The organism is Lysobacter sp. CA196, assembly GCF_052078695.1.
GTDB lineage: Bacteria > Pseudomonadota > Gammaproteobacteria > Xanthomonadales > Xanthomonadaceae > Lysobacter.
Map to the genome: position 1 here is coordinate 198,927 of NZ_JBQJIN010000002.1, position 23,540 is coordinate 222,466.

Annotated in this window: 18 protein-coding genes; 12 read left to right on the forward strand and 6 right to left on the reverse strand. The window is 67.1% G+C overall.

The window, feature by feature from the left end:
- Positions 1-210 precede the first annotated feature (210 nt).
- Genes cobD through ACTOWK_RS03585 form a run of 6 tightly spaced genes read left to right on the forward strand, consistent with a single transcriptional unit; the run spans position 211 to position 5,714 of the window.
- Complete coding sequence (cobD, locus tag ACTOWK_RS03560; RefSeq protein ID WP_441328812.1) at positions 211-1,209, forward strand: threonine-phosphate decarboxylase CobD; 999 nt, start codon at positions 211-213, stop codon at positions 1,207-1,209.
- Positions 1,206-2,702 carry a cobyric acid synthase gene (locus ACTOWK_RS03565; RefSeq protein ID WP_441328813.1) on the forward strand — a complete coding sequence of 499 codons (1,497 nt, stop codon included), beginning with the start codon at positions 1,206-1,208 and terminating at the stop codon, positions 2,700-2,702. The genes cobD and ACTOWK_RS03565 overlap by 4 nt, the downstream gene beginning before the upstream one ends.
- Positions 2,690-3,241, forward strand: a complete 552-nt coding sequence (cobU, locus tag ACTOWK_RS03570; protein WP_441328814.1) for a bifunctional adenosylcobinamide kinase/adenosylcobinamide-phosphate guanylyltransferase — start codon at positions 2,690-2,692, stop codon at positions 3,239-3,241. Before ACTOWK_RS03565 ends, cobU begins: the two co-directional genes overlap by 13 nt.
- Positions 3,238-4,305, forward strand: coding sequence for a nicotinate-nucleotide--dimethylbenzimidazole phosphoribosyltransferase (gene cobT / locus ACTOWK_RS03575; protein ID WP_441328815.1), 1,068 nt, complete (start codon positions 3,238-3,240; stop codon positions 4,303-4,305). The genes cobU and cobT overlap by 4 nt, the downstream gene beginning before the upstream one ends.
- A 48-nt stretch (positions 4,306-4,353) precedes the next feature.
- Entirely contained in the window at positions 4,354-4,974 is a 621-nt protein-coding gene (locus tag ACTOWK_RS03580; RefSeq protein ID WP_441328816.1) for a histidine phosphatase family protein, read from the forward strand.
- The gene (locus ACTOWK_RS03585) at positions 4,971-5,714 is read left to right on the forward strand and encodes an adenosylcobinamide-GDP ribazoletransferase (RefSeq protein ID WP_441328924.1); all 744 of its coding nucleotides are present in this window, start codon (positions 4,971-4,973) and stop codon (positions 5,712-5,714) included. Before ACTOWK_RS03580 ends, ACTOWK_RS03585 begins: the two co-directional genes overlap by 4 nt.
- A gap of 667 nt (positions 5,715-6,381) precedes the next feature.
- Here ACTOWK_RS03585 and ACTOWK_RS03590 read toward each other — a convergent pair.
- Positions 6,382-7,065, reverse strand: coding sequence for a YceH family protein (locus ACTOWK_RS03590; RefSeq protein ID WP_441328817.1), 684 nt, complete (start codon positions 7,063-7,065; stop codon positions 6,382-6,384).
- Between the two features lie 43 nt (positions 7,066-7,108).
- Positions 7,109-8,800, reverse strand: a complete 1,692-nt coding sequence (gene ybaL, locus ACTOWK_RS03595; RefSeq protein WP_441328818.1) for a YbaL family putative K(+) efflux transporter — start codon at positions 8,798-8,800, stop codon at positions 7,109-7,111.
- Positions 8,801-9,033: 233 nt separating this feature from the next.
- Here ybaL and ACTOWK_RS03600 point away from each other — a divergent pair, with 233 nt between their 5' ends.
- Entirely contained in the window at positions 9,034-9,237 is a 204-nt protein-coding gene (locus ACTOWK_RS03600) for a hypothetical protein (RefSeq protein ID WP_441328819.1), read from the forward strand.
- An 865-nt stretch (positions 9,238-10,102) separates the two neighbouring features.
- Here the strand turns inward: ACTOWK_RS03600 and ACTOWK_RS03605 are convergent.
- Entirely contained in the window at positions 10,103-12,535 is a 2,433-nt protein-coding gene (locus tag ACTOWK_RS03605) for a TonB-dependent receptor plug domain-containing protein (protein WP_441328820.1), read from the reverse strand.
- Between the two features lie 204 nt (positions 12,536-12,739).
- On the opposite strand from ACTOWK_RS03605, the gene ACTOWK_RS03610 reads away from it, so the two are divergent.
- A complete protein-coding gene (locus tag ACTOWK_RS03610) occupies positions 12,740-14,620 on the forward strand; it encodes an ABC-F family ATP-binding cassette domain-containing protein (RefSeq protein WP_441328821.1) in 1,881 nt (626 codons plus the stop codon).
- A gap of 804 nt (positions 14,621-15,424) precedes the next feature.
- The gene (locus ACTOWK_RS03615) at positions 15,425-15,781 is read left to right on the forward strand and encodes an FmdB family zinc ribbon protein (protein WP_441328822.1); all 357 of its coding nucleotides are present in this window, start codon (positions 15,425-15,427) and stop codon (positions 15,779-15,781) included.
- A gap of 342 nt (positions 15,782-16,123) precedes the next feature.
- Here the strand turns inward: ACTOWK_RS03615 and ACTOWK_RS03620 are convergent, their stop codons facing one another.
- A complete protein-coding gene (locus tag ACTOWK_RS03620) occupies positions 16,124-17,152 on the reverse strand; it encodes an SDR family oxidoreductase (RefSeq protein WP_441328823.1) in 1,029 nt (342 codons plus the stop codon).
- Between the two features lie 95 nt (positions 17,153-17,247).
- On the opposite strand from ACTOWK_RS03620, the gene ACTOWK_RS03625 reads away from it, so the two are divergent.
- The 3 genes from ACTOWK_RS03625 to ACTOWK_RS03635 all read left to right on the forward strand — a co-directional run bounded on the left by ACTOWK_RS03625 (position 17,248) and on the right by ACTOWK_RS03635 (position 20,692).
- Positions 17,248-17,919: a TetR/AcrR family transcriptional regulator gene (locus ACTOWK_RS03625; RefSeq protein WP_441328824.1), complete on the forward strand. Its 672-nt coding sequence runs from the start codon at positions 17,248-17,250 to the stop codon at positions 17,917-17,919.
- 255 nt (positions 17,920-18,174) lie between these two features.
- Complete coding sequence (gene aspS, locus ACTOWK_RS03630) at positions 18,175-19,944, forward strand: aspartate--tRNA ligase (protein ID WP_441328825.1); 1,770 nt, start codon at positions 18,175-18,177, stop codon at positions 19,942-19,944.
- A 205-nt stretch (positions 19,945-20,149) separates the two neighbouring features.
- Positions 20,150-20,692: a GNAT family N-acetyltransferase gene (locus ACTOWK_RS03635; protein WP_441328826.1), complete on the forward strand. Its 543-nt coding sequence runs from the start codon at positions 20,150-20,152 to the stop codon at positions 20,690-20,692.
- Positions 20,693-21,761: 1,069 nt separating this feature from the next.
- Here ACTOWK_RS03635 and ACTOWK_RS03640 read toward each other — a convergent pair.
- Together ACTOWK_RS03640 and ACTOWK_RS03645 are read right to left on the reverse strand one after the other, a co-directional pair.
- Entirely contained in the window at positions 21,762-22,241 is a 480-nt protein-coding gene (locus ACTOWK_RS03640) for a hypothetical protein (RefSeq protein WP_441328827.1), read from the reverse strand.
- Positions 22,242-22,266: 25 nt separating this feature from the next.
- Positions 22,267-23,457, reverse strand: a complete 1,191-nt coding sequence (locus ACTOWK_RS03645; protein ID WP_441328828.1) for a LamG domain-containing protein — start codon at positions 23,455-23,457, stop codon at positions 22,267-22,269.
- Positions 23,458-23,540 lie beyond the last annotated feature (83 nt).

The following is a 23,540-nucleotide window of genomic DNA, read 5'->3' on the forward strand; positions in this document are numbered from 1 at the left end:
CCGCATCGGCCGCACTCGCACTGGTGCGGCCGGCCGATCTTCATTGCGATATTTATTGTGCCCCGAGGCATTCATTGATCGCGACGAAGTCGGTGTGTTTCGCTGCGGGCGCGTTGCAATGTGCCATCGAGTCCGACGTTTCCGTCATCACGCAATCGCTGCATTTTTACAGGCACGATGCGGTTCCACCGACCGGTAGGAGATCAGCGAATGCTTGAGCACGGAGGCCGTCTGCTGCGTGCCGCGCAGCGTTACGGCATCGCGCCGGAACGCTGGCTGGATCTGTCCACCGGCATCAACCCGGTGGCCTGGCCGGTGCCCGAGATTCCCGCGCGCGCCTGGCATCGGCTGCCCGAGGACGACGACGGTCTGATCGAAGCGGCTCGCGATTACTACGGAGCGCCGGCGTTGTGGCCGGTCGCCGGCTCCCAGGCGGCGATTCAGGCCTTGCCTGAATTGCGTGAAGCTTCGCGGGTCGGCGTGCTGGCGCCGGGTTATGCCGAACATGCGCATGCCTGGCGCCGCTGCGGCCATCGGGTCGAGTTGCGCGCGGCGGACGAGTTGATTGCCGGCGTTGACGATTTCGACGTGATCGTGCTCATCCACCCCAACAACCCTGGCGGCGATCGCTTCGATCGCGAACGCCTGCTTGGCCTGCACGAGCGCCTCGCCGCGCGCGGCGGCTGGCTGCTGATCGACGAGGCCTTCATGGACGCCACACCCGAGCACAGCCTGTGCGCGTACAGCGAACGCGAAGGGCTGATCGTGCTGCGTTCGGCCGGCAAGTTCTTCGGCCTGGCCGGCGCGCGCGCCGGCTTCGTCTGCGCCGCGCCCGCGTTGCTGGAGCGTTTGCGCGATCGCCTCGGCCCCTGGGCCGTGGCCGGCCCGACCCGTTACGCGCTGCGCGAGGCTTTCGCCGATCGCGAGTGGCAGGCGGCGATGCGCACGCAACTGCGCGCGCAAGGCAAGCGCCTGGCCGATCTGCTGCGTACCCATGGCCTCACGCCGAGCGGCGGCAGCGCGTTCTTCCAATGGCATCGCAGCGACGATGCCGCCGACCTGCATGAAGCCTTGGCGCGGCGCGCCATCCTCACGCGTTTGTTCGAGGCGCCGGCCAGCCTGCGCTTCGGCCTGCCCGGCGATGCCGGGCAATGGGCGCGGCTGGATGCGGCGCTGGCCGAGACCGTCGGCGCACGGAGTCCGTCGTGAACGCACGCGTGCTGATGGTGCAGGGCTGCACTTCCGACGCCGGCAAGAGCGCGCTGGTCACAGCGTTGTGCCGCTGGCTGCATCGGCGCGGCGTCGCGGTGGCGCCGTTCAAGCCGCAGAACATGGCGCTGAACTCCGCGGTCACCGCCGACGGCGGTGAGATCGGCCGCGCCCAGGCGGTGCAGGCGCAGGCGGCCGGGGTGGCCGCGCATACCGACTTCAACCCGGTGCTGCTCAAGCCCAACAGCGATACCGGCGCGCAGGTGATCCTGCACGGCCATGCCGTCTCCAACATGGATGCGCGCGGCTATCACGACTACAAACGCGTCGCCCGCGACGCCGTGCTCGCCTCGCACGGGCGCCTGGTCGAGGCCTTCGACGCCGTCGTCGTCGAAGGCGCCGGCAGCCCGGCCGAGATCAATCTGCGCGCCAACGACATCGCCAACATGGGTTATGCCGAGGCGGTCGACTGCCCGGTGGTATTGATCGCCGACATCGACCGCGGCGGCGTGTTCGCGCATCTGGTCGGGACCCTGGCGTTGTTGTCGGACAGCGAACGCGCACGCGTGGTCGGCTTCGTCATCAACCGTTTCCGCGGCGACCTCGCCTTGCTGCAACCCGGGCTCGATTGGCTCGAAGGCGAGACCGGTAAGCCGGTACTCGGCGTGCTGCCGTATCTGCACGGCCTGCATCTGGAAGCCGAGGACGCCTTGCCGCGCGAGCGCAACGGCAAGGCCGAGGCGCGTTTGCGCGTGGCCGTGCCGGCCTTGCCGCGGATCAGCAACCACAACGACTTCGACTCGCTGCGCGCGCATCCGCAGGTCGATTGCGTGTTCGTCGGCCCCGGCGAAATCCCGCCGGTCTGCGATCTGATCGTGCTGCCTGGCTCGAAGTCGACCCGCGCCGATCTCGCCTGGCTGCGGCGCAACGGCTGGGCCGAGGCCATCGCCCGCCACCTGCGCTACGGCGGCAAGCTGATCGGCATCTGCGGCGGCCTGCAGATGCTCGGTCGCACCGTGCACGACCCGCTCGGCATCGAAGGCGAGCCGGGTTCCAGCGACGGCCTCGGCTGGCTCGATCTGGAAACCGAACTCGACTCGCACAAGCAGCTGCGCAACGTGAGCGGCCGCCTCGTCATTGGCGACAGCGGCGGCGACAGCGATGCGGTCGTGGCCGGTTACGAAATCCATTGCGGCATCAGCCGCGGCCCGGCGCTGGCGTCGCCGGCCCTGCGCCTGGACGACGGCCGCGACGACGGCGCCGTCTCCGCCGACGGCCAGATTCTCGCCAGCTATCTGCACGGCCTGTTCGACGAACCGGCGGCGCTGGCGGCCTTGTTGCGCTGGGCCGGCCTGGCCGAGGCCGAACCGCTCGACATGCACGGCCTGCGCGAAGCCAGCATCGATCGTCTCGCCGACGCGGTCGAGGCGCATCTGGATACTGCCCGGCTCGCACAATGGTTCGGTCTGCAGGAGGCGCTATGCACAGCCTGATCCTCGGCGGCGCGCGCTCGGGCAAGAGCTTCCTGGCCGAACGCCTTGCGGCCGAGTCCGACGACGTCGTCTACCTCGCCACCGGCCAGGCCGGAGACGAGGAAATGAGCGCGCGCATCGCCCATCACCGTGCACGCCGGCCGGCGCATTGGGGCTGCATCGAGGAACCGATCGCCCTGGCGGCGGCATTGCATCGCCATGCCGCGCCGGATCGCTGCCTGCTGGTCGACTGCCTGACCCTGTGGCTCAGCAACCTGTTCGGCGTGCAGGACGAGACCGTGTTCGTGCGCGAACGCGAGGCCTTGCTGTCCTCGCTCGCGGGGCTGCCGGGCCGGGTGGTGCTGGTCAGCAATGAAGTCGGCCTCGGCGTGGTGCCGATGGGCGCGTTGACGCGTCGCTATGTCGACGAGGCCGGGCGTTTGCACCAGGCGCTCGCTGCGCTGTGCGATCGGGTGGTGTTCGTGGCGGCCGGTTTGCCGCTGGTCTTGAAAGGGGCTCCGCTCGCCGCGGAGCCGAGTATGCGAGGAACCAGGACTTGAACGACGAAAGCAAGTGGTGGCTGCGCGGTTGCGCGCGTCCGGATGCCGCCATCGAAACCCAGGCGCGCACGCGCCAGACCCAGCTGACCAAACCGCCGGGTTCGCTTGGCGCGCTCGAAGAGCTAGCGGTGCGCCTGGCGGCCTTGCAGCGCACGCCGACGCCGAAGGTGGATAGGGTCTGGATCAGCGTATTCGCCGCCGACCACGGCGTCGCCGCCGAAGGCGTGTCGGCGTTCCCGCAGGCGGTGACCGGCGAGATGGTGCGCAACTTCGCCCACGGCGGCGCCGCGATCAGCGTACTCGCGCGCAGCCTCGGCGCGACCCTCGACGTGGTCAACCTCGGCACGGTCAATGACCCGGGCCCGATCCGCGGCGTGCATCGGGCGATCATCGCCGAGAGCACGGCCAACTTCTGCGAAGCCCCGGCGATGAGCGAAGCGCAACTGCGCGCGGCACTGAGTGCCGGCGCGGCCAGCGTGCGCGCCGCGCTCGACGGTGCCGCGCAGTTGTTCATCGGCGGCGAGATGGGCATCGCCAACACCACCTCGGCCTCGGCGCTGGCGAGCGTCTTGCTCGGTCGTTCGCCGGCCGAACTGAGCGGCGCCGGCACCGGCCTGGATGCCGACGGCATCGCCCACAAGGTCGCGGTGATCGAACGCGCGCTGGCCCTTCACGCCGATGCCGGCGACCCCTGGGAGCGCCTGCGTTGCCTCGGCGGTTTCGAGATCGCGGCGCTGGCCGGCGCCTACATCGCCGCCGCCCAGGCCGGATTGCCGGTGCTGGTCGACGGTTTCATCGCCAGCGTGTCCGCGCTCGTCGCCCAGGCCATCAACCCGAGCTGCCGCGATTGGTTCCTGTACGCGCATCGTTCGCACGAACGCGGTCACGCCGCGGTGCTGCAGGCGCTCGGCGCGCAGCCCTTGCTCGACCTCGGCATGCGCCTGGGCGAAGCCAGCGGCGCCGCGGTCGCTGTGCCGTTGTTGCGCTCGGCCTGTGCCCTGCACAACGGCATGGCCACCTTCGCCCAGGCGGGAGTGTCCGAGGCGGCCCCACAACAGGCATGATGTGGCCCCGATGAACGCATGCCGCGCACAAGGACCGGAGCCGATGCGATGAGTGCCAGCGCCACCCCTATCGACCTGTTGCGCCACGGCGACACCGGTCACCGCAGTTACCGCGGACAGCTCGACGACAGCCTGCTCGAACTCGGCTGGCGGCAGATGCGCGATGCGGTGCGTGGGCGCGAGTGGGATGCGGTCGTGAGTTCGCCCTTGCAGCGTTGCGCCGCGTTCGCGCGCGACCTGTCGCAGTCGCGCGGGCTGCCGTTGGCGCTGGAACCGCGCCTGCGCGAATACCACTTCGGCGATTGGCAGGGCCGGCCGGTCGACGCCATCGCCAACAACGAAGGCGAGGCGCTGGCGCGGTTCTGGGCCGACCCGGTCGCATATCCGCCGCCGGGCGCGGAAACTTTCGCCGATTTCGCCGCACGCCTGACCGGTGCGGTCGGCGAAATCCTGCGCGAGTATCCCGGCCGGCGCGTGCTGGTGATCACCCACGGCGGCGTGATCCGTTTGCTGCGTTGCCTGGCCGCGGGCCGGCGCTACAACGAAATGCTCAACATCGACGTCGCTCATGCCTCGTTGCATCCCTTGTCGTGGCCGCCGACGCCGGGCCACACGAGCGAGTTCGTTCCGATGCAAGAGCAGGCGCAAACGGACCCGGTCGACGGCTGATGCGCGCGCTGCTGGCCGCGGTCGGATTCCTGACCCGGGTTCCGGTGCCGGCGCGCGTGTTCGACGATCCGCAGGCGCAATCGCGCTCGCTGGCCTGGTATCCGGCCGCGGGCCTGCTGATCGGTCTGTTGTTGTGCGCACTGGCCTGGGCCCTGCAGACGCGGCCGCCGCTGATGTCGGCGGCGTTGCTGCTCGCGGCCTGGGTGGGGTTGACCGGCGCTCTGCATCTGGACGGCCTCGCCGACAGCGCCGACGCCTGGGTCGGCGGCCTGGGCGCCACGCCGGAGCAGACCCGCGAACGCACCCTGACCATCATGAAAGACCCGCGCAGCGGCCCGGTCGGCGTGGTCGCGGTGGTGCTGGTGGTGCTGCTGAAGTTCGCCGCACTGGCGAGCCTGCCGGCGCCGGCCTGGGTCGCCTTGCTGATCGCGCCGGTGCTGGCGCGCGCCGCGCTGACCTTGGCCTTCGTCAGTCTGCCGTATGTGCGCAGCGGCGGCCTCGGCCAGCGTCTGGTCGACGCGCCGCGCGCGGCCTGCATCGTTGCGCTCGTCGCCAGCGCCGGGTTCTGCGCGTTGGGCGCCTGGCGCGGGGGCTTGGCGCTCGCCGTCGCCGCGCTGGTTTTCGTGTGTTGGCGCCGTGCCTGCCTGCGGCGTTTGCAGGGCATGACCGGCGACACCTGCGGCGCACTGACCGAGTTGATCGAAGCGGCCGTACTGGTCGCTCTGGCGCTGTTCTACTGACGGGTTTCAAGGCGGCGTCGGGTGCGGCGCGGTGCTCATGGATTTGGGGCCTCGGGCCGGCTGCGAAAGCGCAAGATGTGAACCGTCGCGGCGGGCCCGGTCTGCCAGGCTGAGCACCGATCCCACATCGTCCGCAAGGAGCACGGTCATGTCGTCGGTCAAGGAACACCCGATCTCGGAACGCAGCGGCCCCGCCTTGAAGGCCGGTACCCGCGACGCCCACCAGCGCCGCATCGACCGCGCCGTCGCCCTGATCGAACAGGCGATCGCGCGCGGCGAGGAGCCGCCGGAGCTGAACCGGTTGGCCGAGGCGGCGTCGTTCTCGCCCTTCCATTTTCATCGCGTCTACCGCGCCATGACCGGCGAAACCACTGGCGAGACCGTGGCGCGGTTGCGCCTGCTGCAGGGGCTGCGTCTGCTCGCCAACGGCTACCAGACCCCGCAGGCATTCACCCGATCGATCCGCCGCGCCACGGCTTTAAGGGTAGGAGCGGGCGCAAGCCGCGACCGCGCGGGCACCCGCTGCGGCGCAGCGCCGATTACGATCGAAATCTCGCCCGCTTCATGCCACGCCGGCTTGCATGCGGTTTGCGCCGCGACCGGACACCAACGTGGTCGCGGCTCGCGCCGCTCCTACCCCGAATGCGTCGGGCGCCACTGCCTGCGCTCAGGCCCCCGCCGCTTCCAGTCGCGCTTCCAATTCGGCGACTTTCGCTTCCAGCGCCGCGATGCGTTCGAGTACCGCCGACGAGGGTGCTACCGCGCCGCCGCCTTCCTCGCCCGACCAGCCGCCGCCGCCGACATAGACCGGTTCGCCACTGAGCAAATGCCCGTAACGGTCTTCGCGCTGCCCGCTCTGGCGCGGAATCACTCGCACGATGGTCGGCGTGTGCTGGGCCAGGCGCTCCAGGGCGTACTGGACGTCGCCGACCGAATCGAACTTGGCCATGCGCTCGCTGCGCGCCAGCAGCTCGTGGGTGGTCTGCGGCCCGCGTAGCAGCAGCAGGCCGAGCAGGGCGGTCTGCGGCCGGGTCAGGTCGAGCACGGTGCCGGCACGGTGCGAATAACGCTCGGCGCGCGAGGTGTGCTGCGACTTCACCCAGCCGCGCGTTTCCAGCCGGCGCAGGGCGTTGGCGACTTCGCCCTGTTCCAACTGCATCGTCGGTTCGCGCGCGGTCTTCTGGTTGCAGGCGGTGACGATGGCGTTGAGGGTCAGGGGATAGACGTCCGGGGTGGTCGCTTCCTTCTCGATCAGGCTGCCGATGATGCGTGCCTCGGCCGCGCTCAATTGCGGCATGGCGTCGGCGGTGTCGGTCGGGGCGTCGCTGCTGGCGTTATCGAGTTCGCTCATGGTCGTTCTGGACTCGTGTCTGTTTGAAACGGGAGGACCGCGCTCAGGTGAGCGCGGTCGAAGGCGGCAACTGGCGCGCGCCGCGGTAGACCGGCGCGGCCATGACCATCTCGGCCAGGCTGTGGGCGAGCTCGCGCTCGGCCATCACCGCACCGTCGGCACCGTGTTGGAGCAGGTGCTTGACCTCGTTATCGCTGTGGGCGCGGGCGACGATGCTCAGGGCCGGGTTGATTTCGCGCAGGCGGGCGATGATCTCGCCGGCCTCGAGCGCGTTCGGAATCGCCACCATCACCGTGGTCGCGCGTTCCGGCAGCGCTTCGCGCAGTACGCGTTCGTTGACCGCATTGCCGAACACCGCCGGCAGGCCGGCGGCGCGCGCCTTGTCGACCAGACTGTCTTCGCCGTCGATGACGACCAGCGGTACCTTGTGCTCGGTCAACAGGCGGCCGAGTTCGCTGCCGACCCGGCCGTAGCCGATCAGGATCACATGCTTGTCGATGTCCGCCGGCACCGGCGGCGCGATGGGGTCGATCCTCGCCTCGATCGCGGCCGCGGCCTCGCGCGCCTGCTTGCGGTCGAGCCAGGCGAACAGCAGCGGATTGACGATGATCGACAGCAGGGCGCCGGCGAGGATCAGGTCCTGGCCTTCCTTCGGGAGGATCTTCAGTTCCACGCCGAGGGTGGCGAGGATGAACGAGAACTCGCCGATCTGCGCCAGGCTGGCCGAGATCATGATCGCGGTCGAGTTGGGTTTGCCGAACGCGCGCACGATGGCGTAGGCGGCCACCGACTTGCCGATCACGATGATCGCGAACGTGGCGACCACTTCCAGCGGCCGTTCGACCAGGATCATCGGGTTGAACAGCATGCCGACCGAGACGAAGAACAGCACCGCGAACGCATCGCGCAGCGGCAGGGTCTCGGCGGCGGCCTGATGGCTGAACTCGGATTCGTTGAGCATCATCCCGGCGAAGAAGGCGCCGAGCGCGAAGGACACGCCGAACAGCTCGGCCGAACCGAAGGCGACGCCGAGCGCGATCGCCAGCACGCACAGGGTGAACAACTCGCGCGAACCGGTCCCGGCCACGCGTTCGAGAATCCAGGGGATGACCCGGCGGCCGACGATCAGCATCACCGCGATGAAGGCGCCGACCTTGGCCAGGGTGATGAAGAGCTGGCTCCACACTTCCGAGCCTTCGGTGACTTCGCCCTTGAGCAGGCCCGACAGCGCCGGCAGCAACACCAGCGCGAGCACCATCGCCAGGTCTTCGACGATCAGCCAGCCGACTGCGATGCGTCCCTTGGCGGTTTCGACCAGGCGTCGTTCTTCGAGGGCGCGCAGCAGAACCACGGTGCTGGCGACCGACAGCGCCAGGCCGAACACCAGACCGGCGCCGTGCGACCAGCCGAGCAGCCAGGCCATGAGCCAGCCCAGCGCGGTGGCGGCGACGATCTGCACGACCGCACCGGGCAGGGCGATGTTCTTGACCTCGAGCAGGTCGCGCAGGGAGAAATGCAGGCCGACGCCGAACATCAGCAGGATCACGCCGATTTCGGCCAATTGCGGCGCAAGGGTCTGGTCGCCGACGAAGCCCGGCGTGAAAGGTCCGGCGATGATGCCGGCGATGAGGTAGCCCACCAGCGGCGACAGCCGCAGGCGTTGCGCGATGGCGCCGAAGATGAAGGCGAGTACGAAACCGGCTACCAGGATGGCGATCAGGGACGTGTGATGCATCGGCTCTCCTGTGATGTAGTCCTTTTAGAATGTGTCGCGAGGCCGTTGGATGCAAGTCTTTCTCGTTTGTGCCGCGCTTGCAAATGATTGTTTCTGAAACATTTTTGCCCCTTGGCGGTGGGGCGCTGCGAGGGCCGGCACGTGGTGGAGACTTGCGCGCAAGGGGTGGCGTGGGCGTGACGGTTTGGCGGTCGCCCGGAATCGGTTCGTGCCGGTGAGGGGTATGGGGATGAATGCGAATTCAGCTGTGCGCCGGGCAATGGGGTGGTTGGGCGCGAATTTGCGCGGAATGGTTGATTGCTGCTGGGTGGTTGGGGGTGAGGGGGCTGGGCAATCAGATGGAGCCCGTCGTGATGGTCGGGATGGTTGTCTTGGCTGTTGCTGTTGTTGTTGCAGTTATTTTGATCTGCTTTGCCGCTTTGCCGGTCAAAAGCTGACCCGTAGGGCGGCCCGCAAGGATGCGGGCCGTGCGCAAGCAGGCCATGGATGGCCTGTCTGGAGCATCCCTGCGTCGGCATCGATCGTGCGGGCTTGTGCCCTTGCAAGGAGAGCCCTTTTCTTTGGTTATGCACTCTCAAGGTACAAGTGCATCACCCAAGCGGATCAAAGGCTTAAACCTCCTGCCTGGTAAACCGGCCTTGATTCAGAGTAAGCCTTTGATCAGTCGAGAATTTCTGATTTGCCGTCCGCCTAGGAAAAAGCGGGTCATCAGATGAAGAGTGATGCACTTGGTCCTGGTCAGTGCATTACCTTTCTTTTGGGCTTAGCAAAAGAAAGTAACCCGGCTGCGTTAGCGGACGGAAGCTTTGCTCTTGATTGAGGCTTCTTAAGAAACAAGATCAAACGCCAAAAGCTTCCGCCACTAAAGCGGCGGGTTACTTTCTTTTGTCTAAAGCAACAAAAGAAAGCTAACCAAAGAAAAATGCTTTTCTTTGAATCACAGGCCCGCACGTTCGATGCCGACGCGGGGCTTTTTCATACGGGACATCCCTGTCCCGATGAAAAACGGCGCGCATCCCTGCGCGCCGCCCTCCGGGTCTTCTTCAGCCTTCGCGAGTGCGAGGCGACGCACGGCAACGGCAGCAGCAGAGGCAGCAGCGTTCGATGCTGCTCTTGGGTAGGAGCGGCGCAAGCCGCGACCGCGCGCTTGCGGTCTCGCGGCGCATCGGTCAACCCAAACGGTTGCGCCATCGAACGCAGGCCACTCTTCGCCCAGGGCGATGAAACAAACCCAAAACCAACAAGGCCGCCCTGCGGCGGCCTCCCGATCGGATGCGACGAACGTCAGCCGTCACTACCGACTCACCACTTGTACCCCACCTTCGCATAAGCGAACGCACCGTTGAAACCGAACGGAGAATTGCCGCTGTAAGGCAATTGCCCGCTTTCGCTGTTGGCGTAGATCGACTCGTCCGGGTACTCGTTGAGCACGTTGTCGCCGCCGATGGTGAACTCCCAGCCGTCGATGGCATAGGTCGCGGCAAGGTCGAGGGTCCACTTCGCGCGATAGGTCTGGTCGCGTACGCCGCTGGGGTCGTCGTTGAAGGTGTGGAACTCGCCGTAACGGGTCGTGGTGGCGTCGAAGCGCCAGGGGCCGGTGGTCCAACTGCCGCCGAGGAACAACTTGTCGCGCGGCGCGCCCTGGGTGATGCGGCCCTGTTCGACGCGGCCGATGCGCTGCAGGTTGAGGCCGCCGGCGGTGAGTTCGGGCGGGTTGGCGGCGATGCGCTCCAGGGTGGTCTTGTTGCGGTTGTAGCCGGCGGTCAGGTCGATCGCGCCGGCGGCGAGCGTCCAGCGGTAGCTGCCGACGATGTCGATGCCGCGGGTGCGGGTATCGACGGCGTTGGTGAAGTAACGGCCGCCGGTGATGCCGCGGTGCCCGCGCGCTTCGAGGAAGCTCGCCACCGCCGGGCCGCGCAGGTTTTCCGAGAGAATGATGCGGTCGTCGATGTCGATCTGGTAGGCGTCGACGGTGATGTACAGCGATTCGACCGGCTGCAGGACCAGGCCCAGGCCGATGTTGGTCGACTCCTCGGCCTTGAGCGGTTCGGCGCCGAGCGCGATCGCGGCCGGGTCGTCGACGGCGAAGGTACGGACCTGGAACGGGGTCGGGTCGCCGAGCACGATCACGGTCTGGGTCGATTGGTAGAACTGCTGCTGCAACGACGGTGCGCGGAAGCCGGTCGACAGGGTGCCGCGCAGCGCGACCTTGTCGGTGAAGGCGTAGCGCGCCGACAGCTTGCCCGAGGTGGTTTCGCCGAAGTCGCTGTAGCGCTCGTAGCGTGCGGCGGCGCCGAGCGAGAGCTTGTCGGTCACGTCGGCTTCGAGGTCGGCGTAGAACGAATGGCTGTTGCGGTTGCGGCGGCTGGCGTCCGAGGGTGTGAAGCCGGGGAACACCTGCGCGCCGGGCGCGCCGGGTTCGGGGCCGGCGACATACGAAGCCAGTTCGCCTGCGGACTGGTTGAACTTCTCGCCGCGCCACTCGCTGCCGAAGGCCACGGTCAGCGGGTACTTCAGCCAACCCACGTCGAAGGACTTGTTGAAGTCGGCGTTGAGCACGTTCTGGGTGACTTCGAGCGCGCCGATGTAGAAGTCGTGCGGCGAGGCCGCGCCGAGGGTGCGGTTGATGCTATTGCGCACGTCGAAGTCGAGCTGGTTCTGGCCGTAGTTGTAGCTTAGGTCGAGGTTCCAGCCGCCGGCGGTCTGGCCGCGCAGGCCGAGCACCAAGGCGCGGTCCTGGCTGACGTTGTCGATCTGCGGCAGGAAGCCGTCCGGATACACCGAGCGGATGTTGTTGGGGTTGCCGGGGGCGCGGAAATAGCCGTTGGAGATCGCGCGGCGGCGGCTGGCGGTGCCGAAGGAATAGAACTCGACGCCTTCGCTCGGGCTCCACTTTGCGTTGTAGGCCAGCGCGGTCTGGTCGATCTCCGGGTCGCCGTAGCGGTGCACGACCTTGCCGGGCGGATTGCTGGTCGGCGTGACCGTGCCCAGATAGGGACGGGCGCGGTCGGTGTTGTCGCTGTGGCCGCCCTGCGCCGACACATGCAGTGCGCCGTTTTCGCCGAGCTTGATGCCGGCGTCGCCGGAGAGCTGGTACTGCTTGCCGTCGCCGGCGCTGTGCTGGCCATAGCGCGCGGCGAGGCTGCCGCCTTCGCCGGAGCCCTTGAGCACGATGTTGACGACGCCGGCGATGGCGTCTGAGCCGTATTGCGCCGAGGCGCCGTCGCGCAGCACTTCGACGCGTTCGATCGCGGCGATCGGGATCGCGTTGAGGTCGACCGGCGAAGAGCCGCGGCCGATGCTGTCGTTGAGATTGATCAGCGAAGTCGTGTGGCGGCGCTTGCCGTTGACCAGCACCAACACCTGGTCGGGGGCCAGACCGCGCAACTGCGCCGGGCGCACCGCGTCGGTGGCGTCGGTGATGGCCGGGCGCGGGAAATTCAGCGAGGGCAGGGCGCGCGCCAGGGCGGTGGCCAGCTCGACGGTGCCGGTCGCCTCCAGGGTCTGCGGGGTGATGATATCGATCGGCGCGGTGGACTCGGCGACGGTGCGGTCGCTGACCCGGGTGCCGGTGACGATCAGGGTGTCGAGGTTGGTCGGGTTGGCGGCGGCCGGGTCCGTGGCGGCCGGGGCTTCGCCGGTGGAGGCCTGCCCGTTAGCGGCCTGAGCCCAGACAGGCGAGGTGGCGAGAGCGATCGATACGGCAGTGCTGAGCAGGGACAGACGGCGGGACATGGGGACTCCGGGCGGTCGAACGGGGGACGTCAGGGCGAGCGAAGCCGCCACGGCCGGCGCGAGGGGCGCTTTGCCGCGGGAGGCGAGCTCGGTGACGCGTGGGGGCGGTCTGAGGCCGACGTCCCGATTATTCGACGGCCGCCCCGGCAGCGGCCGAACTTGTGTTCATGAGCAAATACCGATCAGTCATGCGACCATATCCGCATGATTTCTTTCCGTGATTTCGCCATGCGGCGTGGCGAACGCCTGCTGCTGTCCAACGTAGACCTGACCCTGCACGCCGGCTGGCGGGTGGGCGTGATCGGCCGTAACGGCACCGGCAAGTCCTCGCTGTTCGCAGCGATCCAGGGCGAGGTCGAGGCCGACCGCGGCGACATCGACGTGCCCAACCGCGTGCGCATCGCCAGCGTGGCCCAGGAAACCCCGGCCCTGGACGATGCCGCGCTGGACTTCGTGCTGTCCGGCGACGCCAACGTCTACAAGGTCATCGTCGACGAGCGCGAAGCGGTCGAGCGCGAGGACTGGGAAGCGGTCGCCGAAGCCCACCATCAGCTCGAAGAACTCGGCGGCTACGACGCCACCGCGCGCGCCGGCAAGCTGCTGCACGGTCTGGGTTTTTCCGCCGACACCCACGAACGCGCGGTCAAGGAGTTCTCCGGCGGCTGGCGCGTGCGCCTGAACCTGGCGCGCGCCCTGATGACGCCCTCGGACCTGCTGCTGCTCGACGAACCGACCAACCACTTGGATCTGGACGCGGTGCTGTGGCTGGAGCAGTGGCTGCTCAAATACCCGGGCACCTTGCTGCTGATCTCGCACGACCGCGAGTTCCTCGACGAGGTCACCACCCACACCCTGCATCTGCACGACGGCAAGGCCAAGCTCTACATCGGCGATTACACCTCGTTCGAGCGCCAGCGCGCCGAGCACCTGCGCCTGCAGCAGATCACCCACGAAAAGCAGCAGGCCGAACGCGCCCATCTGCAGAGCTTCATCGACCGCTTCAGCGCCAGCGCGGCCAAGGCCAAGCAAGCGCAGTCGCGAGTCAAGCGTCTGGCCAAGATGGTCGGCACCGAGGCGGTGCGGATGGAACGCGCGATGCGCATCGAGTTCCCGGCGCCGGCCAAGCTGCCGCACGCGCTACTGCGCTTGATCCATGCCGATTGCGGCTACGGCGATCACGTGGTGCTGGACGACGTCAGCTTCATCCTCGAAGCGGGCGATCGCATCGCCTTGCTTGGCCCCAACGGCGCCGGCAAGTCGACCCTGGTGAAGTCCTTGGTCGGCGAACTGGAGTTGCTGACCGGCGAACGCGGCGGCCATCCGGACCTGCGCATCGGTTACTTCGCCCAGCACACGGTCGAGTCGTTGCATGCCGGCGTCAGCCCGATCGATCACCTGGCCGAGATCGCACCGGGCGTGCCGACCCAGCAATTGCGCGACTTCCTCGGCAAGTGGAATTTCCCCGGCGACCGCGCCTTCGAATCGGTCGACGGTTTCTCCGGCGGCGAACGCGCGCGCCTGGCCCTGGCGATGATCGCCTGGCGCAAGCCGAACGTGCTGTTGCTCGACGAGCCGACCAACCACTTGGACCTGGACGTGCGCGAAGCGCTGGCCGAGGCCTTGTCGGATTTCGCCGGCGCGATCGTGCTGGTCTCGCACGACCGCCACCTGATCGGCCTGGTCTGCGAAACCTTCTGGCGCGTGGCCGACGGCGTGGCGCAGCCCTTCGACGGCGACCTCGACGCCTACGCGGTGTGGCTGCGTACCCGCGACAACAGTAACGACGGCAAGGGTGCGGCGGTGGCCAAGGCCGCCGCGCAGGCCAGTGCCGCGGCAGCGGCCAACAAGGGCACGCCGGTCGGCAAGGGCGGGCGCAAGGTCAACCCGGTCAAGCTGGCCGAGGCGGAAAAGCGCGTAGCCGAGCTGGAATCCAAGTTGCACACCCTGGACATGGACCTGGCCGACCCGACCAAGTACGCCGGCGGCGGCGACAACGCGGCCGAGTTGGCCAAGCAGCGCGAAAAGGTCGCGGCGGAGTTGGCCAGGGCCGAGGCGGAGTGGATGGCGTTGTACGACGCGGCTTGAGGTCGTGCGTCGTCGCTCCGGCGGCGTTGTTTTTCCGTAGGAGCGGCGTGAGCCGCGACCGCGGGACGCGCAGAGTCCGCAACGCCTTCGTTATTGATCGGGGGCGTTAGCTGTCGCAAGGGTAGGAGCGGCGCAAGCCGCGACATCGTTGCGACGGTCTCGTGGCGTGACGCTCACCTAAGATCAAGATCAAACGCCAAAAGCTTCCGCCACTGAAGCGGCGGGTTACTTTCTTTTGTCTAAAGCAACAAAAGAAAGCTAACCAAAGAAGTTGCTTCTTTTTGAATCACGGGCCCGCACGATCGGTGCCTCCGCGGGGACTTTTCATACGGGACTTCCTTGTCCCGATGAAAAACGGCGCGCATCCCTGCGCGCCGCCCTCCGGGTCTTCGATGGCCTTCGTGAGTGCGTGGCGACGCAAAGCCAAAGCTACAGCAGGCAATGGGGAATCCAGCGCGGCGACGCCATCCCCTGTAGGAGCGGCGTAAGCCGCGACCACGGGACGCGTGGAGGCAACAACGCCTATGTCATCCGTCGAAGCGGCGTGCTCTCGCCGGGGTAGGAGCGGCGCAAGCCGCGACCGCGGATCTGCGGCTGGCTGCGCGGATGAGGGGGGGCGTGGTCGCGGCTTGCGCCGCTCCTACCCAAGAGCAGCGACGACCGTTGTTGTTGCTGTGGCCGGAGCGAACCCGCCGGGGGGCGGAAAGGCGCTCGATCCGGTCCCGATCGGAGGCCGCCGCGCTTGCATCGGCCCGATCCGCCCCCACACTGCCAGTCCGTCGTCCCGAACTACAGTCACCGCCAATGCCTATCTACGCCTTCCAGTGCAGCGCCTGCGGCCACGCCTTCGACCGTCTGCAGAAGCTCTCCGACGCCGACCCCACCGTCTGCCCCGAGTGCGGCGCCGAGAAAGTGGGGCGCCAGCTGACCGCGCCGCAGTTCCGCCTGGCCGGCGGCGGCTGGTACGAGACCGATTTCAAGAAGGACGGCGACAAGAAACGCAATCTGGCCGGCGAGGGCAGCTCGGGCGGTGCGTCTTCGGGCTCGACCGGGCCCGGAGGCGACAGCAAGCCGGCCGAGAAGAAGCCCGAGGCCAAACCCGAAAAGAAGGCCGATGCCGCCGCGGCGAGCAAGCCGGCGACCGGCGGCGGAGCGGGCTGAGGCCCGCGATTCCCGGTCTGGATCGGATCGTGCTGGGGCGCCGTGAGGCGCCCCAGCGCGTTTTCAGGGTTGCTTCGTGCTCGCTGGATGCTTGTTGCGCGGAACGGCGACGAAGCGCCGTGGGTGGCTTCACGATCGTGGGCCGGCCTTGATCTCACTCTTCGCCGCTTGGATCGTCATCCCCGCGAAGGCGGGGATCCAGGGCTCCAACGCGACATGGTCCGACGTCCGTGGGCTCCGCCTTCGTGAAGGACGAACGGGGCGAGACCTCGGCAGGAAGCGCCTGACCGAGCGCGGGGACGCTGCAGCGGCCCGATAGGGAATCGAACGGAAAGGCAGGCGTCAAAACCAGTTGTGGCTGCGATACCAGGCGACGGTATCGGCCACGGTTTGTTCGAGCGGCCTGAACTCCAGTGCGAGTTCGCGTTCGCTCTTGGCGTGATCGAAGTGGCTGCGTCCGGCTTCCTTGAGCATCAGCCGCACCGTGGCCAGGCTGAGCAGGATGGGCCGGCCGCTGATACGCGCATAGATTTCCTGCGCTGCCGCCAGGGCGTACAGGAGCGGTATGGGCAAGTCGCGCGTCGGCGTTTTGACGTTCGCGATCTTGCCTAGCACGGGGACGAGTTCCCGCATCGTCATATGCCGGCCCGCAGCCAGATACCGCTCTGCGCGTTTGCCGTGCATCGCCGCTGCGATATGGGCCTGAGCTACGTCGCGTGCGTCGACCACGGAAAAGCTGCCGGGCACCAGCCCGGGTAATTTACCCAGCGCCACATCGTTGACGAATTGCCCCGACGAAGTGGGGCCGATATCGGCCGGCCCCCACATCCATCCGGGCAGCACCAGGCTCGCATGCATGTCCGGGTGCAGCGCCAGAAAGTGCAGCACGGTTTGATCGGCCAATATCTTGCTGCGGTAGTAGTCGTCGGCATCGCCCAGCTCGCGCAGGCAGGTCTCGTCGATCGGCGTGCCCGGGGCGCCATTGAGCACGCCGATCGACGAAGTCTGGACGAACCGGCGGATACCGGCGGCGTAAGCGTGTTCGATCAGCGATTCGGTCCCGTCCACGTTGATGCGCTTGAGCTCTTTCCAGTGGCTGCCGCCCTTGTAGTTGTCGCGAAAGAAAGCCGCGGTGTGGAACACGACATCGCGGCCTTGCAGTGCGGCGGCGAAGGCGGGCACATCGGCCATGTCGCCCAGGACGAGCTCGACCCCCGCCAAACCGGCGAATTGCTGCTGGCCCTTGGCCAAGGAGCGGACCAGCGCCCTGACCTGGAAGCCCTGCCGGATCAGCTCGCGCACGAGGTTGTTGCCTAGCAGGCCGGTCGCGCCGGTGACGAACGCAGACTTCAGCTGTGGAGTACTTTGCATGGCAAATGAATTTCAAAGTTCGATTGAAATTTAATTTGACCAGGATGGCCTTAGATGTCAAGTGATATCTGAGTTGCATGTCGTATCGAGTTCGTGTGATCTTTATCGCCATGAGCGAACCCACGCCCAAAAAGCGGCTGAGCCGCGAGGAAAGCCAGGCGCAGACCCGCGCGCGCCTGATCGAAACCGCGCAGCAGCTGTTTGTCGCGAACGGCTATGGAGGCACGTCGATCCGCGATATCGCCGACCGGGCGGGTTACTCGCAGGGGGCCTTCTACTCGAACTTCGCCAGCAAGGAGGAGGTTCTGCTGGAGTTGCTGCGAGGGCACATGGAGGCCGAGGCCGCGCAACTTTCCGAGCTCATGGACAGCGACGGGCGCACGCCCGAACGGATATTCGGCGAGCTGGAGTCTTGGGCCGCCACCCTCAACCGCGATGCCAGCTGGTGCGTGCTGTCGATCGAGCTTCAGCTGCACGCCAATCGCAGCCCGACGTTCGCGGTCAAGTACCAGCGTGTCTGGGATGCGCACCGGGCCGGGCTCGGCCGTGTGATCGGCAAGTTATTCGCCACACTCGGGCGCAGGCCGCCGACCGAAACCGAGGAACTGGCCGCGGCCTTCATGGCGTTGGCTCATGGCTTGGCGCTGCAAGGCACGGGGGCCGGGCCCGATCCGTCGGGACGGTTGATCCTGCTGTTTCTGCGGGGGCTGATCGCGAACGCCGAATCGGTCGGCACCGCGTCCGCCGCCGGACCGGATCGCGAATGATCCGGCTGCGCTGGGAGTCGTGCGGCGCGGTAAGCGCAACCGTTCCAGGGCTGCAGGATGGAATCGAACCGCCGCCCCGGGGATTTTGAGTCCCTCGCTCCGGCGAACGCATGCCGTTCCCCGCCGTGCACTAGAATGCGCAGTCCCGGCTACGGCCGGCGAGGTGTTTCCGGTCCGGCGCCCGCGCCGCGGCCCGGCCCAGGCCCCTCCTGCGACAAACCCCCACGATCCAGCGTTCGACCAATCGGAGTTTCCATGCGTACCCATTTCTGCGGCCTCGTCGACGAGGCGCTGATCGGCCAGACCGTCACCCTGTGCGGCTGGGTCAACACCAATCGCGTCCAGAGCCACGTGGTGTTCACCGATCTGCGCGATCACGAGGGCGTGGTCCAGATCGTCGTCGACTCCGATACCGCCGAGCTGTTCAAGGCCGCGGGCGATCTGAGCGTGGAGAGCTGCGTGCGCGTGACCGGCACGGTGCGCGCGCGCCAGGCCGCCAACGAAAAGATCCGCAGCGGCAAGGTCGAAGTGCTGGCGGCGACGATCGAAGTGCTGAACAAGGCCGAGCCTCTGCCGTTCCACGCCCATGAGAACGCCGGCGAAGAAACCCGCCTGACCTATCGCTACCTCGACCTGCGCCGCCCCGAGATGCAGAAGATGATGCGCACGCGCATCCGCCTGGTGCAGTCGCTGCGCCGTTGGCTCGATGCGCGCGGCTTCCAGGACATCGAAACCCCGATCCTGACCAAGGCCACGCCGGAAGGCGCGCGCGACTTCCTGGTGCCGGCGCGCATGCATCCGGGCGAGTTCTACGCTTTGCCGCAGTCGCCGCAGCTGTTCAAGCAGATCCTGATGGTGGCCGGCTTCGACCGTTACTACCAGATCGCCCGCTGCTTCCGCGACGAAGCCCTGCGCGCCGACCGCCAGCTCGAATTCACCCAGCTCGACATGGAGTTCGCCTGGGTCTCCGAGCGCGACGTGCAGGACACCGTCGAGGACATGATCCGGGTGGTGTTCAAGGAAACCATCGAGGTCGAACTCGACGCGCAGTTCCCGCGCATGACCTATGCCGAAGCCATGCGCCGCTACGGTTCCGACAAGCCCGACCTGCGCATCGACCTGGAATTCGTCGATATCGCCGAGCTGGTCAAGCAGTGCGAGTTCAAGGTCTTCACCGACTGGGCCAACCATGCCGACGGCCGCGTCGTCGCCTTGCGCGCACCCGGCGCGGCCGGCTGGTCGCGCAAGCAGATCGACGAGTGCGGCGCACACGCGGCGAAGTACGGCGCCAAGGGCCTGGCCTGGATGAAGATCGAAGACGCGTCGAAGGGCCGCGACGGCGTCAACTCGCCGATCGCCAAGTTCCTCGACGACGCGACCCTGGCCAAGATCGTCGCAGTCAGCGGCGCCCAGAGCGGCGACGCGATCTTCTTCGGCGCGGCCGACTACAAGACCGCCAGCGATTTCATGGGCGCGTTGCGCCTCAAGCTCGGCAAGGACCTCGGCCTGGTCGCCGACGGCTGGAAGCCGCTGTGGGTCACCGACTTCCCGATGTTCGAGTGGGACGAGGAAGCGCAGCGCTACGTCGCCCTGCATCACCCCTTCACCGCGCCCGCGGTCGACGACATCGCCGACTTGCGCGCGAATGCGAAGACTGCGGTGTCGCGCGGCTACGACATGGTGCTCAACGGCAACGAGATCGGCGGCGGTTCGATCCGCATCCATCGTCCGCAGATGCAGTCGGCGGTGTTCGACCTGCTCGGCATCGGCGCGGAAGAGGCCGAGGCCAAGTTCGGCTTCCTGCTCGACGCGCTCAAGTACGGCGCGCCGCCGCACGGCGGCATCGCCTTCGGCATCGACCGCATCGCCGCGCTGATGGGGGGCACCGAATCGATCCGCGACGTCATCGCCTTCCCGAAGACCACCACCGCGCAGTGTCTGATGACCGGCGCGCCGTCGCCGATCCCGGACGCGCAACTGGCCGAAGTGCACGTGATGGTGCGCCCGAAGAAAGACCCGGCCTGATCGAGTCGCAGGGCCGGGCTCGATGAGTCCGGTCGCTCGGGGCCGCCCGGGCGGTGCGCGGATCGCGCGCCGTTGTGGGTGGCAGGGCTCGGCGCCGTCCGTCCGTGGGAACGCTCCTGCCGGGCGCTGCTCGGCCCGGTTCGACTCAGTCAGTTCGCATGCGTTGCCGTTGCATCGTTACCGTCCGCTTACATCGCGAGGCCTTATGACGAACGCCGCACCGAAATTTTCCATCCGCCGCGCCGGCGTCGACGATGCGCCCCTCGTCGCCGACATCGCCACGCGCACCTTCGTCGAAACCTTCGGTCATCTGTATCCGCCGGAGGATCTGCAGGCGTTTGTGCTCGACAGCTATTCGGTCGAGAAACAGACCGTGATCCTGTCGCATCCGGATTACGCGATCTTCCTGCTGGAACGCGACGGTGCGGCGGTGGGCCACGCCGCGGCCGGACCGTGTGGCCTGCCGCATCCGGACGTGGCCGCGGGCGATGGCGAACTCAAGCGTCTGTACGTGCTGCGCGAAGCGCAGAACGGCGGTTGGGGCGCGCGCCTGTTCGACACCGTGCTGGAGTGGCTGCAGCGCGACGGCCCGCGCACCCTGTGGATCGGCGTGTGGTCGGAGAATTTCGGCGCGCAGCGGTTCTATGGTCGTTATGGCTTCGAGCAGGTCGGGCATTACGACTTCATCGTCGGCGATACGCGGGACCATGAATTCATTCTGCGGCGCGATGCGGTGGTTTCGGGGTGATGTGAGGCTGCGAAGCCTGTTGCCATTGTTATTGCCGTTGCCGTTGCCGTTGCCGTTGCCGTTGTCGTCGTCTTCGTTTTCGCCGTTGCCGTTGTCGTTGCTTTCGCCTTTGTTGTGCGGGGCCTAAGCCTCGCGAAGGCAATAGAAGACCCGAAGGGCGGCCCGCAGGGATGCGGGCCGTTTTTCATCGGGACAGGGATGTCCCGTATGAAAAATCCCTGCGTCGGCATCGAGCATGCGGGCCTGTGATTCAAAGAAAAGCATTTTTCTTTGGTTACCTTTCTTTTGTTGCTTATGACAAAAGAAAGTAACCCGCCGCTTTAGTGGCGGAAGCTTTTGGCGTTTGATCTAGACCTGGATCTAGACCTGGATCTAGACCTGGATCTAGACCTGGATCTAGACCTGGATCTAGACCTTGCTTGAGCGAGACGCCGCAAGACCGACGCAGCACGGTCGCGGCTTGCGCCGCTCCTACCCTGACGGGCTGCGGCCGGCATCGGCGCGAGATTGCGGCACCGTGGTCGCGACTTATGACCGAAGGAAATCCCGTGGGACGTCGCTTCTACAGGGGAAGCATCACGATGCTCCCTTCTTCAAGCAAGAGCAGAGCTTCCGTCCGCTAACGCGGCCGGGTTACTTTCTTTTGCTAAGCCCAAAAGTCCCACAGGGAGTTCCTTCGGTCAAAGCTAACCAAAGAAAAGGGCTCTCCTTGCAAGGGCACAAGCCCGCACGATCGACGCCGACGCAGGGATGCTCCAGACAGGCCATCCATGGCCTGCTTGCGCACGGCCCGCATCCATGCGGGCCGCCCTACGGGTCTTCTCTTGACCGGCAAAGCGGCAAAGCGGCAAAGCAGCAAAGCAGATCAAAATCTCGGCAACGGCAACGGCAACGGCAACGGCAGCCGAGGCCGGGTCCGCTCTAGGGTAGGAGCGGCGCAAGCCGCGACCGCGGCGCTTCACCTCGCTGCGCCGGTGCCAATACATGCATGCCGGAAATCGACAACCACCCAAACAAAACAGCCTCCCCCGCCGAAGCAGAGAAGGCCGTATCAGAAACGCAGATGTTCTCAGCGTTGATCGAGCAATACGTTCAACGTGGTCGCGTCGAGCGCACCCTGTTTCTGGCCGAGCTTGAGCAGCATCGTTTCCAGGTCGCCGGCGGCGACCGAGCTGCGGGTGGTCGCGGTCGCGGCTTTCATCGCGGTGGCCGGTGCGGTGTCGATGCGCACTTGCTGGCCCTTGATCAGCAGCGGTTGCGGCTTGGCCTTGGCCGACGAGCCGCCGACGTGTTCGAGCAGGATGCCGTTGTAGCCGAGCACCGGTTCGGTCGCGGCGCCGGTTTTCGCCGGGGCGGCGAGGGCGTCGGCAAGGCGGGTCTCGATCGCGCGCAAGGCGGCCGGGTCGGTCACGGTCACCACCGGGTTCGGGCGGCCCGAATACACCAGGTAGGTGATCTGCAGGCCCGGTGCTTCGGCGGCGAGGGCGAAGGCCGGCGCGGCCAACAGGACCAGGCCGGTCAGCAGGGTTTTCAGCGAAAGCTTGGTCATGGCGATTCCCCGGGTGGGCGCAGGCTTAGTTGACTTGTTCATGGCCGGTGCCCTCCACGCTGTCGGACCAGACCCGGAAGAAACCGCAGAAATCGGTGTAGGCGCCGCGGTTGGCGGTGCGCGGGTCGGTGATTTCGTTGCCGGAATTGTCGCGGTTGGTGGCGGAGGTCTGGCCGGGCTTGTGGGTCCACTTGCCGTTGGCGTCGCGGCGGTACCAGTGATAGTCGTAATTAGGTCCGACCACCAGTGCGGCGATGTTCTTGTAGCTGGAGGCGTTGATGTCGGCGACCGGTTCCAGGCCGTCGCGGACCGCGGCGGCGTGCACGGCGGCGCAGCTGATCGAGCTGTACATCGAGCCGGCGGCGCGGCCGGGCTGGGCGAAGGTGTTGGTGGCCTTGCTGTTGGCGTAGTTGTAGCAGTTGTTGTAACGCTTGCGGGTGGCGTCGTCGTTCCAGTAGGTGGGCTGGAAGGTGGTGCGGCCCGGCGCCATCAGGTCGCCGAGGCCGCCGCTCGTGTCGGCCGGGATCGCGCGGTTGTAGACCAGCACTTCGTCGGCGCGGTCGTTGAATCGATAGGACGCGGTGTCCTTGTGTCCGCCGATCAGGAACGGCCGGTCGCTATTGTCGATATTGGCCGCGATCGGCGTCGGCTGGGCGGTGGTGCGGCGGCCGTCGATGTAGAACGAGATGGTGTTCGGCGCGGTGCTGCGGTTGACCACCGCGGCGATGTGGTGCCAACGGTTCGGCGCCAAGGCCAGGCTGCCGTCGGAGACGTAGTTGGCCCAGGTGCTGCCGTCGTTGAGTTGCAGCAGCACGTTGCGGCCCTGGTCGACGCCGAACGAATAGCCGCGGCCGACGCCGCTGGCGCGGTTCTCGATCAGGGTCTTGACGATCGACGAGCCCGGGCTGGCCATGCGCACCCACGCGGCGAGGGTAAAGCTGCCGGTGCCGAAGTTGAGGTTCGACGAATTGGGCACCTCGACGTACTTGCCGGCGCTGAAGTCGGCGCCGGCGTTGAGCCAGCCGTAGCTCGACGCGGCGCCGCCCACGACCAAGCCGTTGCGTGCGAAGCCGCTGCTGTCGTAGGCGGTGTTGCCGGACAACTCCAGATGCCATTCGCCGACCAGGCCTTGGGTGACCCGCGGCGGCGCCGCGTGCGCGGCGAGGCAGGGCGCGAGCGCGACGCTCAACGCCAGGAACCATGACGATCGTTTCATACCGACTCCCTGGTGATTGGCCCCGATGGGCGTCGGGGAATCTAGGGGCAGGTCAAGGCCGCGAACGTGACTGCGCCCGCGGA

Bases quoted from the DNA above. Each gene is read 5' to 3' on its own strand.
- ACTOWK_RS03615 (WP_441328822.1), top strand. From the start codon at position 15,425: ATGCCTATCTACGCCTTCCAGTGCAGCGCCTGCGGCCACGCCTTCGAC.
- ACTOWK_RS03635 (WP_441328826.1), top strand. From the start codon at position 20,150: ATGACGAACGCCGCACCGAAATTTTCCATCCGCCGCGCCGGCGTCGAC.
- ACTOWK_RS03645 (WP_441328828.1), bottom strand. From the start codon at position 23,457: ATGAAACGATCGTCATGGTTCCTGGCGTTGAGCGTCGCGCTCGCGCCC.
- ACTOWK_RS03610 (WP_441328821.1), top strand. From the start codon at position 12,740: ATGATTTCTTTCCGTGATTTCGCCATGCGGCGTGGCGAACGCCTGCTG.
- cobU (WP_441328814.1), top strand. From the start codon at position 2,690: ATGCACAGCCTGATCCTCGGCGGCGCGCGCTCGGGCAAGAGCTTCCTG.
- ACTOWK_RS03600 (WP_441328819.1), top strand. From the start codon at position 9,034: ATGCGAATTCAGCTGTGCGCCGGGCAATGGGGTGGTTGGGCGCGAATT.
- ACTOWK_RS03640 (WP_441328827.1), bottom strand. From the start codon at position 22,241: ATGACCAAGCTTTCGCTGAAAACCCTGCTGACCGGCCTGGTCCTGTTG.
- cobD (WP_441328812.1), top strand. From the start codon at position 211: ATGCTTGAGCACGGAGGCCGTCTGCTGCGTGCCGCGCAGCGTTACGGC.
- ybaL (WP_441328818.1), bottom strand. From the start codon at position 8,800: ATGCATCACACGTCCCTGATCGCCATCCTGGTAGCCGGTTTCGTACTC.
- aspS (WP_441328825.1), top strand. From the start codon at position 18,175: ATGCGTACCCATTTCTGCGGCCTCGTCGACGAGGCGCTGATCGGCCAG.
- ACTOWK_RS03590 (WP_441328817.1), bottom strand. From the start codon at position 7,065: ATGAGCGAACTCGATAACGCCAGCAGCGACGCCCCGACCGACACCGCC.
- ACTOWK_RS03620 (WP_441328823.1), bottom strand. From the start codon at position 17,152: ATGCAAAGTACTCCACAGCTGAAGTCTGCGTTCGTCACCGGCGCGACC.
- ACTOWK_RS03605 (WP_441328820.1), bottom strand. From the start codon at position 12,535: ATGTCCCGCCGTCTGTCCCTGCTCAGCACTGCCGTATCGATCGCTCTC.
- ACTOWK_RS03580 (WP_441328816.1), top strand. From the start codon at position 4,354: ATGAGTGCCAGCGCCACCCCTATCGACCTGTTGCGCCACGGCGACACC.